General features: G+C 42.6%; 11 protein-coding genes. All 11 read left to right on the top strand.

The features are described from left to right. The 11 genes from BMX84_RS00640 (at window position 1) to priA (ending at window position 11,928) form a co-directional block, all read left to right on the top strand. Window positions 1-582, top strand: a complete 582-nt coding sequence (locus tag BMX84_RS00640) for a V-type ATP synthase subunit E family protein (protein WP_091485968.1) — start codon at window positions 1-3, stop codon at window positions 580-582. A 13-nt stretch (window positions 583-595) separates the two neighbouring features. Then, the gene (locus BMX84_RS00635; RefSeq protein ID WP_091485965.1) at window positions 596-1,597 is read left to right on the top strand and encodes a V-type ATPase subunit; all 1,002 of its coding nucleotides are present in this window, start codon (window positions 596-598) and stop codon (window positions 1,595-1,597) included. Next, window positions 1,590-1,901 carry a V-type ATP synthase subunit F gene (locus BMX84_RS00630; protein WP_091485962.1) on the top strand — a complete coding sequence of 104 codons (312 nt, stop codon included), beginning with the start codon at window positions 1,590-1,592 and terminating at the stop codon, window positions 1,899-1,901. Before BMX84_RS00635 ends, BMX84_RS00630 begins: the two co-directional genes overlap by 8 nt. 12 nt (window positions 1,902-1,913) lie before the next feature. Beyond that, on the top strand, window positions 1,914-3,698 hold the full coding sequence (locus BMX84_RS00625) for a V-type ATP synthase subunit A (RefSeq protein ID WP_091485959.1): 1,785 nt from the start codon (window positions 1,914-1,916) through the stop codon (window positions 3,696-3,698). Continuing rightward, window positions 3,691-5,067, top strand: a complete 1,377-nt coding sequence (locus BMX84_RS00620; RefSeq protein ID WP_091485957.1) for a V-type ATP synthase subunit B — start codon at window positions 3,691-3,693, stop codon at window positions 5,065-5,067. The genes BMX84_RS00625 and BMX84_RS00620 overlap by 8 nt, the downstream gene beginning before the upstream one ends. 5 nt (window positions 5,068-5,072) lie before the next feature. Next, the gene (locus BMX84_RS00615) at window positions 5,073-5,702 is read left to right on the top strand and encodes a V-type ATP synthase subunit D (protein WP_091485954.1); all 630 of its coding nucleotides are present in this window, start codon (window positions 5,073-5,075) and stop codon (window positions 5,700-5,702) included. A gap of 159 nt (window positions 5,703-5,861) precedes the next feature. Continuing rightward, window positions 5,862-7,226: a patatin-like phospholipase family protein gene (locus BMX84_RS00610; RefSeq protein WP_177165406.1), complete on the top strand. Its 1,365-nt coding sequence runs from the start codon at window positions 5,862-5,864 to the stop codon at window positions 7,224-7,226. 88 nt (window positions 7,227-7,314) lie between these two features. Beyond that, window positions 7,315-7,932, top strand: coding sequence for a guanylate kinase (gene gmk, locus BMX84_RS00605; RefSeq protein WP_091485949.1), 618 nt, complete (start codon window positions 7,315-7,317; stop codon window positions 7,930-7,932). Then, window positions 7,933-8,145: a DNA-directed RNA polymerase subunit omega gene (rpoZ, locus tag BMX84_RS00600; RefSeq protein WP_091485947.1), complete on the top strand. Its 213-nt coding sequence runs from the start codon at window positions 7,933-7,935 to the stop codon at window positions 8,143-8,145. Window positions 8,146-8,300: 155 nt separating this feature from the next. After that, window positions 8,301-9,500, top strand: coding sequence for a bifunctional phosphopantothenoylcysteine decarboxylase/phosphopantothenate--cysteine ligase CoaBC (gene coaBC, locus BMX84_RS00595; protein ID WP_091485944.1), 1,200 nt, complete (start codon window positions 8,301-8,303; stop codon window positions 9,498-9,500). A 13-nt stretch (window positions 9,501-9,513) separates the two neighbouring features. Next, window positions 9,514-11,928, top strand: coding sequence for a primosomal protein N' (gene priA / locus BMX84_RS00590; protein ID WP_091485942.1), 2,415 nt, complete (start codon window positions 9,514-9,516; stop codon window positions 11,926-11,928). The last annotated feature ends 15 nt before the right edge of the window (window positions 11,929-11,943 follow it).

The following is an 11,943-nucleotide window of genomic DNA, read 5'->3' as shown; positions in this document are numbered from 1 at the left end:
ATGGCAGATTTAAAACTGTTGACAGAAAGAGTTGTTGAGAAAGAAAAAACAGCGATCCGTCAGCGTGTAGAAGAAGCACGTGAAAATGCTGAAGACGAGATCCAGGCTGCTCGTGCAAAAGAAGAACAAGATAAAATTGTACGTAAACAAACAATCGATGAACAGACTCAACAAAAGTATAAAATACGTCTAAACACGTTAGAAGTTCAGAAAAGAAACAATATCCTAGCAGCAAAACAAAGGGTTCTTTCAAAAGTATTGGAAGATGCGAATCAGGAACTGAATCAGATTCAGGCCCCTGCATTCAAGAAATTTCTTGCTGACATCCTGACTCAGTTCAAAACTGAAGGCAGCGTTGAACTCATATTAGGAGAAAAAACATCTGGTCTTGTTTCTCAGGAATGGATCGATGAAACAACGGGTACGCAGCTGCAGGCAACACTTTCAAACGAAACCGTTGATGATAAAGCAGGTGTACTTGTGCAGAAAGAAGGAGTCGAGTACAACTTCATGTTCGATGCATTGATCGAAGATTCAAGATCGGAGCTCATTCGCATCATAGCTAAAGAATTATTCAATTAAGGAGGAGAAAGATTTGAAAGATACCGCTTATAGTTCAAGTAATGTTCTCATACGTGTCTACGAGAACAACCTCCTCACTCGTGCTCATTTTGAAAGAATGCTGACAGCAGATTCATTTGAAGAGGCTGTTAATGTACTTCGTGAAACACCTTATCGTAATGATGTTGATAGAATAAAAGAAGACAAAAATTACGACTCAATGTTCATGAATGAGCTGCATCAGACGTATAATGAGATGCTTAATATTGTACCGAACAAGGAATTGATTGAACTTTTTGGATTACGCTATGCATATCACAACATGAAAGTCCTTTTTAAGGAAGAAATAACTGATCAGGATTTGGATCATTTGTTTATTCCTATCGGACGGTATCCCATCTCTGAATTACGTCAGGCTGTTCGTACACGAGAGTCAGACGTTCTACCTGAAGAATATATGAACAGTATAAACGAAGTGAAAACTGATTATGAGGAATACCACAATGTGCAGGCAGTAGACATCATACTGGACAGACGCTATTTTACACATGCCCGTCTATTAGCTGATGAAACTGGCGAATCTGGTGTGCCGGAATTGATTGAACGCCACATCGATTATAATAATTTTTCAACACTTGTTAGAGGGATACAGCAGAATCGTACGCGCAACTTTATGCTGACGATTTTGTCAAGTTCCGGATCCATACCGAAAGCAGATTTGCTTGAGCTAGTTGAAAAAGATCTAAATGCTGTAGCCGAGTACTATAAAAAGACTGATTATCGTGATATCGTAAATAGAGCGATCGATAAGGATACCGGAGAATTGTCAACGGTCAATGTTGACTATGAGACCGACAAAGCTTACATGGAAAAAATGCGCGAAGCACGTCTGGAATCATTTGGGCCAAAGCCTGTTATTGCTTATCTGTATGCGAAAGAAACAGAAGTGATGAATTTGCGCTTGATTCTTTCAGGTAAAGAGAATGGCTTGACCGCGGATGAAATTAGAGAAAGGATGCGATTAAACTATGCCTAATAAAATTGGTGTTGTTGGAGATAAAGAGTCCGTATTGGCTTTTAAAATGCTTGGATTCTCTGTGTCTTTCGCATCTGAAGCTAAAGAAGCGCGCCGTATCATCGACAGTATGGCAGATAAAGATTATGGAGTAATATATTTAACAGAACAATTGGCAGAGATGATACCAGAAACCATTACACGCTACGATGCAAAAATGAAACCTGCCATCATTTTGATCCCGAATCATGCCGGGTCACGAGGAATCGGTAAAAAACGTGTCCAGGATAATGTGGAAAAAGCTGTGGGTCAAAATATCTTATAGGAGGGTACGAATTTGAGTAAAGGAACGATTGTGAGTGTTTCCGGCCCACTGGTTACAGCTAGTGGTATGGAAACAGCAAATATACAAGATATTTGTCGAGTAGGTGAATTAGGACTGATCGGCGAAATTATTGAAATGAGAGGCGACGTAGCCTCAATTCAGGTTTATGAAGAAACATCAATGGTCGGACCTGGCGAAACTGTGGAAACGACTGGAGAAGCTTTATCAGTAGAATTAGCACCCGGTATGATTTCACAGATGTTTGACGGGATCCAGAGACCTCTTGATGAATTTATGGAAAAAACGCAAAGTAATTACCTTGAAAGAGGAATGACTATTGCCCCATTGAATCGTGATAAAAAATGGGAGTTTGTTCCTTCTGTAGAAGTCGGGACAGATTTGACTGAAGGCGATATCGTGGGGACCGTTCAGGAAACAAACGTTATCGAACATCGCATCATGGTTCCATATGGTGTTAAAGGGAAATTGAAATCGATCGAAACAGGGTCTTTCACTGTTACCGATACGATTTATGTCTTAGAAACTGATCAAGGCGATAAAGAATTTACAATGATTCAGAAATGGCCTGTACGTCAGGGTAGACCGATTGCAGAAAAACTGAATCCGGTCGAACCACTTATCACTGGTCAGCGTGTTATCGATACCTTGTTCCCTGTAGCTAAGGGTGGCGCAGCTGCTGTACCAGGTCCGTTCGGAGCGGGTAAAACAGTTGTTCAGCATCAGATCGCTAAATGGGCCGACGTTGACTTAGTTGTCTACGTAGGTTGTGGTGAACGTGGGAATGAAATGACCGACGTTATTAATGAATTCCCTGAACTGATCGACCCGAATACTGGCGAATCGATCATGGCTAGAACTGTGCTGATCGCTAACACGTCTAACATGCCGGTGGCAGCCCGTGAGGCTTCTATTTATACCGGTATCACGATTGCAGAATATTTCCGTGACATGGGTTATTCAGTCGCGATCATGGCTGATTCAACATCCCGTTGGGCCGAGGCTCTGCGTGAGATGTCTGGACGTCTTGAAGAAATGCCTGGTGATGAAGGGTATCCTGCTTATCTAGGAAGTCGTATAGCTGAGTACTATGAACGTGCCGGAAAAGTCGTTTCCTTAGGAAGCACCGGCAGAGAAGGAAGTATCACAGCGATCGGAGCCGTATCACCTCCAGGGGGAGATACATCTGAACCTGTTACGCAGAACACTTTGCGTGTCGCTAAAGTATTCTGGGGTCTGGACAGCTCGCTGGCGCAGCGTCGTCACTTCCCGTCTATCAACTGGCTGAATTCATATTCACTATATTCGAATGATATGAATTCCTTTGTCGGCAGTAAACTGAACGTCGACTGGAGCGGTATGGTCACCCATACTAAGTCATTGCTTCAGGATGAGTCGGAACTGCAGGAAATCGTTCGTCTGGTCGGTGTGGAATCCTTATCTGAAAGAGACCGGTTGAAACTGGTCACAGCTCGTATGGTCCGTGAAGACTATCTGCAGCAGAATGCCTTTGATGATGTCGATACCTATACATCCAGAAATAAACAGTATGAAATGCTGAATGCTATCCTTAAGTATCAGCAGGAAGCCGAAAAGGCAATGGATCTAGGCGCATACTACGACGAAATCATTAAAGGGACCGAAGACGTACGTGAAAGAATCGGACGTATGAAATTTGTTCCTGAAGAAGAATTATCCCGCATTCAAGAAATAAACACACAAATCGAAAACGATATGAAAGTAGTACTTGAGAAAGGTGGTGTAGAATCAGATGCTTAAAGAATATAAAACAGTTTCTGAAATCGTTGGACCGTTAATGACCGTTCAAGGTGTTGAAGGAGTTAAATTCGACGAATTAGTAGATATCGAACTCCAGACAGGTGAACGTCGTCGTGGACAAGTACTGGAAATCAATGGCGATAAAGCTGTCGTTCAGTTGTTTGAAGGATCATCTGGTATCAACTTGGATGAGACGAAGGTTCGTTTCCTTGGAAAGCCTCTATCTCTTGACGTCTCAGAAGATATGATCGGCCGTACATTTGACGGCATGGGACGCGTGAACGATGGCGGACCGGATCTGATTCCGGAAAAAAGTTTGGATATCAATGGACAGGCAATCAATCCGATCGCGCGTGAATATCCGGATGAGTTTATTCAGACGGGTATTTCAACGATCGACCACCTGAATACACTGGTACGTGGACAAAAACTACCGGTATTCTCTGGTTCTGGACTACCCCATAAAGAACTGGCTGCTCAAATAGCCAGACAAGCCAGCGTTACAAATAAAGATGAAAAATTTGCGGTTGTTTTCGCAGCTATCGGGATCACCTTCGAGGAAGCTGAATTCTTTATGAACGACTTTAAAGAAACAGGCGCGATCGACCGTTCTGTACTATTCATCAATCTGGCTAATGACCCGGCGATCGAACGTATCGCGACTCCTCGTATGGCTTTGACAGCGGCTGAATATCTGGCCTTTGAAAAAGACATGCACGTTCTTGTTATCATGACGGATATGACGAACTACGCAGAAGCTTTGCGTGAGATCTCAGCTGCCCGTCGTGAAGTTCCTGGTCGTCGTGGGTACCCAGGGTATCTATATACCAACTTGGCGACCTTGTATGAACGTGCCGGAAGACTGGAAGGAACAAAAGGATCAGTAACTCAGATCCCTATCCTGACCATGCCGGAAGATGACATCACTCACCCGATTCCTGACTTGACAGGGTATATCACTGAGGGACAGATCATCCTGTCGCGTGAACTTTATAACCAGGGTTATCAGCCTCCAATCGATGTCCTGCCATCCTTGTCCCGTCTGAAAGACAAAGGGACTGGTGAAGGCAAAACACGTGAAGACCATGCACCAACCATGAACCAGATATTCTCTGCTTATGCCGAAGGTAAAGAAGCCAAAGAATTGTCTGCAGTTCTTGGTGAAGCTGCCTTGTCTGATTCAGATAAGAAATACGTTGAATTTACAAATAAATTTGAGAAAGAATATGTTAACCAGGGTAACTACACGGACAGATCGATCGAAGAAACTCTGGATTTAGGCTGGGACTTACTGAGAGTTCTCCCAAGACCTGAATTGAAACGTATTAAAGACGATATGTTAGACAAATATATGCCCAAAGGAGAGTGAGGTAAATGGCCAAGTTAGACGTCAACCCCACTCGTATGGAGCTTGCCAACTTAAAGAAACGTTTAAGTCTGGCAAGTCGTGGTCATAAGCTCCTGAAAGACAAACAAGATGAGCTTATGCGTCAGTTTATTGAGTTGATTAGAAAAAATAATGAATTGAGAAATCTTGTAGAAGAAAAGCTGGAGAAAGCCATGCAGTCTTTTGCGATGGCCAAGTCATTATTACATGAGAACTATATCGAAGAACTGATGGCTGTTCCAACACGAAGTGTCTCTTTAAATATGGGGCGTCGAAACATTATGAGTGTCAGAGTACCTCAGATGAACTTTCAATATGATGAAAGTGTCGATGATGCGACAGAGTTAACATACGGCTATTTAAATTCGAATGGTGAACTGGATTTGACATTTGAATATCTTGTAGAAGTCATGCCGCAAATGTTAGAATTGGCAGAAATTGAAAAAACATGTCAACTGATGGCGGATGAAATCGAAAAAACAAGACGTCGTGTAAACGCATTGGAATATATGACGATTCCTCAACTTGAAGAAACCATTTACTTCATTCAAATGAAACTGGATGAAAGTGAACGTGCAGCAATCACCCGTCTGATGAAAGTGAAGGACATGGGTTAATAAGATGCAGCAGTATTCAAACCACTGAAAGAAGTTATTTAACTTCTTTCGGTGGTTTTTTTGTACTCTGATAGAGTATTTGAGTTATAATAAATATAACTACGAATAACGGCTGATAAATATACGGAAAATCAAAAGCATGATGAAAGGGGGATCTCATTGGAACCGGCATTTTTTGAGAAAGAAAGTGTTAGACGGGCCATCGTTTTTGGCGGCGGGGGTGCCAGAGGAGCTTTTGAAATAGGTGTGTGGAAAGCACTGGATGAGCTCGGTTACCACGCTGATATCGTCACGGGGACATCAGTCGGGGCTTTGAATGGTGCTCTATACATCTTAGGTGATCAGGAATCGGCTGAGAAGATGTGGAAAGAAATCGAAACAAACGATATCCTGGGATTTGAATCTCCTGCAGAAGTTGCGGGATTTGGTGATTATGGTAAAACAGTTTCAGAATTTATAATGAAAGTCATTAAGGAAAAAGGATTGAGCACCAAGCCTCTGAAAGAAATGGTCATCAAATATATTGATGATGAGCAGGAAATAAGAAATAAAAGTATCATATTTGGTCTCTCTACTGTCAATTTTAAAACAATGAAAGTCGAAAACTTTTACCTGGAAGATATAGAAAAAGGCAAGTTGAGAGATTATCTTCTTGCCAGCTCTGCACTTTATCCGGCTATGGAAAAGTATTACATCAACGGAATACCTTACATCGACGGGGGTTATGGAAACAATATACCGATCGATATGGCGCTGGATAAACAGCCGGACCAGCTGGTTGTAGTGGATGTCCATGGCCCGCATTTGTTCAAACGCGATCCGCGTATCGATAATTGCGAGTATATATGGATCAGAACGAACTGGCCTCTAGGAGATACGCTGCTATTCGATAAGCAGAGGACAGAACTGAATATTCGACTGGGCTATCTGGAAACCATGAAACAGGCGCATGCTAATGATTACATGGGATACTGGTATACATTCGATCCCGAAAGTCAGGATACTGAAAAAGAGGCATTCTATGTTGCTCTACATCAGTTATTGATCGGCCAGCGTTCCAGTCATTTATTGAGTCAGATCGACAAGGAGAATTACCAGAAAACGTTATTAAAGGAACTATCAAGAAAATGGGGAAAAGTGGTCGATGAAAACACGCTTATGCTGGCTCTGCTTGAGATGACCGGCAGAACGTTTAAAGTTTCACCTGATAAAAGGTATGTAATAAGCGACTTTCAGGATCGGATAATGGAAAGAGTGAGAAAACTGCTGGAAGCTGAAGAAAAACAGCCGATCGAAGTCTTTGAACCCTCCTATATCCTCAGTGGAAAGGAATGGAGCAAAGAATTCTTTGAACAGTTGCCTCTAGTGTCTAACCGCAGAATGACTGTACAGATCCTCCGGTGGATATCTGATGATTTGATTTCTTCGGACCACCCGCTTTTTAATATCATTATGAGAGTGAAGCCATATCCTCTGATCCTGGCTCTTTACTGCAAGTTTTTATTTTCGAAAGAAAATGAATAATTTTAAAAATCAGTTCATTTTCACTCTGAAATATGGTAGAATTGAGGATAAGTTTTTAAAGATAGTATGCGTCAGGAAGGAAGTTCAAATGGAAGATCGTGGTTTACTCATCGTATTATCTGGACCCTCAGGTGTCGGTAAAGGGACAGTACGGAAAGCTATTTTCGAAAATCATTCCAATAACTTTGATTATTCTATCTCAATGACTACACGCAAAAAGCGTGAAGGTGAAGTAGAAGGTGTCGATTACTTCTTTAGAACAAAAGAAGAGTTCGAAAAACTTATCGAAGAAGATGGTTTGCTTGAATATGCTAATTATGTAGGTAATTATTACGGCACACCGATGAAATACGTCAATCAGACTTTGGATCAGGGAAGAGATGTCTTTTTAGAAATCGAAGTTCAAGGAGCATTGAAAGTAAGAGAAAAAATGCCGGAAGCTATTTTTATTTTTCTATCCCCGCCTAACCTGGAAGAACTGAATTCCCGCATAGTGAATCGCGGCACAGACAGCGATGAAATGATTGAAAAAAGAATGAAAAAAGCAGTAGAAGAGTTAAAGCTCATTCAGTACTATGATTATGTTGTTGAAAATGATACCGTTGAGAATGCTGCGCGAAAAATACGCAATATCATTGAGAGCGAGCATTTGAAAGTGACAAGAAATCTGAAAGAGTACGCACATATAATCGAGGAGATGGAATAAATGTTATTATACCCTTCACAAGATGATTTACTGAAAAAAATCAATTCTAAATATTCATTGGTGATTTTAGCTGCTAAACGAGCTAAACAGTTACATAATGAAGATGACACACACATGCTGGAAGACTATCAGAGTGTAAAAAACGTCGGTAAATCCCTTGAGGAAATCATTTCGGGAGATTTAGTTATCGATCCGGACAGCATAGAAAAATAAATAATCAGTAGCCTCTGTTTTAGGTCTTTTATAAGAGAATCTCTTTAAAAGACCAAGTGCAGAGGTTTTTTCTAGTATGCGAAATTGACAGAATGGTTAAAGACAGCGATGTGTTTTACTGATAAAATAAGAAAAAGACGTGTGAGGTGTAATAGATGTTAAAAGGGAAAAAAATAGCACTGTATGTTACTGGAGGAATAGCGGTATATAAAGTCGTTGATCTGATGCGAACGCTGATCAAAGCGGGTGCAGAAGTTAAAGTCGCTATGACGGAGTCTGCGACGCAGTTCGTCTCTCCATTGACCTTTCAAGTCTTAAGTAAAAGCGCCGTTTATACCAATACATTTTCAGAAGATGATCCCGAACGGGTCAATCACATATACTTTGCTGACTGGGCAGATTTAGCGATCGTTGCCCCATTGACAGCGAATACACTGGCTAAACTGGCTAATGGGATAGCTGATAATTTTGTCAGCTCAGCTTTACTAGCCAGCACCTGTCCTGTTTTCACCATCCCTGCAATGAATGAGCATATGTGGGAGAATCAGGCAACACAGGCCAATATCGAAACACTTAGGGGAAGACAGATGTATGTGATGAATCCTGATGAAGGCTTTCTGGCTGAAGGTTATTCAGGAAAAGGCCGGTTTCCGGCCCAGGAACGTATAGTGGACGAATTGCGTCTGTTTATACGCGAAGCGGCCGTGGATCTGCCGCTTAAAGGGAAATCTGTGCTGGTGACTGCCGGTGGAACGAAGGAGCGTATAGATCCCGTCCGATTCATTTCCAATGATTCCTCTGGGAAAATGGGCCATGCAGTAGCAGAGGCCGCCTGGGAAAGTGGAGCCAAAGTGACGCTGATCACTGCCAGTTCGTTAGACGTGTCCGAGAATATTACCGTTGCCCGGGTAGAATCCGCTGAAGAGATGTATGATGCCGTATCCAGCCGCTTTGATTCAAGTGATGCACTGGTCATGGCTGCAGCGGTATCTGATTATTCACCAGAAACGGCAAGTCCGCATAAAATGAAAAAGCAGGATCAGTTGACTATAACATTTAAAAAGAACCCTGATATTTTGAAAGAGATGGGGAATCGTAAACATTCATCCCAGTGTCTGGTCGGTTTCGCGGCGGAAACAGACAACATAGAAGTGTATGCAAACAAGAAACTGAAAGAAAAGAAGGCGGATCTGATCGTGGCTAACGATGTGGGCAAGAAAGACCGCGGGTTTAACGTGGACAAAAATGAAGTGATTTTCTTCAGTCAAGCTCGAGAGCCACAGATCATTCAACTCAAAGAAAAAACAGAAATTGCAAAAGACATTATCGATTGGATCAGTGAATTTTTAAATTAAGAGGAGAAGTCACATGTCTCTAGTAGCTAATATAATAGTGGATGTCCCTACGCTCCAGACAAATAGACCCTATACTTACAGTATCCCTGAAGCTTTCAGTGACGTCATAGAACCAGGCATGCGGGTCGTTGTTCCTTTTGGGAACGGGTCGAGAAAAATACAGGGTTTTGTCGTTGAAATCAAAGAACAAAAGGCAACGGAAATGGAATTGAAGCCTGTCGAGTCTTTGATGGATAGCTATCCGGTCCTGACAGAAGAACTCCTTCGATTAGGTGGATTTCTGGCCTATCAGACATTCAGTTTTCAGGTCAAATGTTACCAGACTATGCTGCCGGCAGTGATGCGAGCCAAGTACAGTAAAAAAATAAAAATCATTGATGAAATACCTGAGTCGTTGTTATGGGATGTCTTTAAAGGTAAAGACGAAGTGAGCTGGGAAGATGCAGAGAAGCAGAACGCTTTAACACATCTCATTCAGCTGGAAAAAGAAGATAAAGTCGAAATCGACTATGATGTACAGGATAAAGCAGCAGTCAAAAAAGTAAAAAAAGTCAGATCCATACTGAGTTTCGAGACCTATGAAGAAATCAAGGCCGATATCCGGTCCAATGCAAAAAAACAGAAACTCTTTTTGGATATCTTGCAGTCTACGGATAATGAAACGGCACTGACTTATGCGGAACTGAAAGAGTGGGGGATAACCTCCTCGACTATCCAGTCGGGCGTCAAAAAAGGCTGGTGTGAGGTTTATCATGAGGAAGTATATCGGGATCCTTACGCTTCAAGCACTTTCGAACGAAGCACTCCATTGTCCTTAACGGAAGATCAGGCGCACGCGTTTAATGAGATCCATCAGACGATCATAGACGAGCAGCACAAGGTCTTTCTTCTAAAAGGAGTCACGGGAAGCGGGAAAACAGAGGTCTACCTGCAGACGATTTCTGAAGTGATCGATAAAGATAAAGGCGCGCTTATGCTGGTGCCCGAGATCGCTCTGACCCCTCAGATGGTCCAGCGTTTCAAAAGCCGTTTCGGTGATCAGGTGGCTGTACTGCACAGTGGCCTGTCGAATGGCGAGAAGTATGATGAATGGCGCAAGATAGAAAAAGAAGAAGCCAAAGTTGTCGTCGGTGCACGTTCAAGTATCTTTGCACCGTTGAAGAACATTGGCATCATTATTATAGACGAGGAACACGAAACAAGCTACAAGCAGGAAGAATTTCCTAAATACCATGCCAGAGATGTGGCGATCTGGCGGGGCGAGTACCATGATTGTCCGGTCGTTTTGGGCAGTGCCACGCCTTCTCTGGAGTCCAGAGCCCGGGCAACTAAAGAGGTGTATACTCTTCTTGAACTGAAAAGTCGTGTCAATGACTATCCCATGCCCGAAGTCGACGTGATCGACATGAGAGAAGAAGCGAAGAGCGGCAACCATTCGATCTTTTCCGAAGCGCTGCTTGACGGTCTGAAAAAGCGGATCGAACGGAACGAACAGTCTGTGCTCCTTTTGAACAGACGCGGCTTTTCCTCATTCGTCATGTGCCGAGACTGCGGTTATGTACTGGAATGCCCGAACTGTGACATCTCTCAGACGCTGCATATGGACACGAAGACCATGAAGTGTCATTACTGCGGACATGAAGAAGGCATCCCCAAGAAGTGTCCGAAGTGTGAGAGCCGGTCCATCCGGTATTATGGCACAGGCACGCAAAAAGTGGAAAAAGAACTGAAGGAATTGATCCCGGAAGCGGGGATCATACGCATGGATGTGGATACGACCCGTAAAAAAGGTGCTCATGAAAAACTCTTCAATCAGTTTGAGAGAAAAGAAGCGAATATCCTGCTGGGCACACAGATGATCGCCAAAGGTCTGGATTTTCCAGATGTGACGCTTGTCGGTGTGATCAATGCAGATACGGCTCTTGGATTGCCGGATTTCCGCTCTGCCGAAAAAACGTTCCAGCTGCTGACTCAAGTGAGCGGTCGTTCGGGGCGGGGAGAAAAAGAAGGCAAAGTGATTATCCAGTCTTATAATCCTGAACATTATGCCATCCAGTATGCCAAGCAGCACGATTATGATTCATTCTATAAAAGAGAAATGCATTTACGGCATATAAGTGAATATAGTCCGTACTATTTTCTTTTAAAGATCTCTGTGAGTCATGAAAATGAAATGACGGCTGCCAAAAAAATCAGACAGTATACGGATTATATCCGTCCAGCCTTGTCAGATAAAGCCATCGTCCTTGGACCTACGCCTAAATCGATCGCCCGGACGCACAACCGCTATCATTTTCAAGTCCTGATCAAGTACAAACAAGAGACCGGACTGACAGATAAAATACATCAGTTACTGCAGGAAACGCAGAAAGAACAGGCTAAAGGCATCTTTATATCGATAGATTATCAGCCTTTAGACTTTATTTAGAATTGAGGTTTTAAC

The organism is Alkalibacterium putridalgicola (assembly GCF_900109825.1).
Taxonomy (GTDB): domain Bacteria; phylum Bacillota; class Bacilli; order Lactobacillales; family Carnobacteriaceae_A; genus Alkalibacterium; species Alkalibacterium putridalgicola.
Note: the sequence above shows the minus strand (reverse complement) of the source record. Positions and strands in the feature narration are given on the sequence as shown.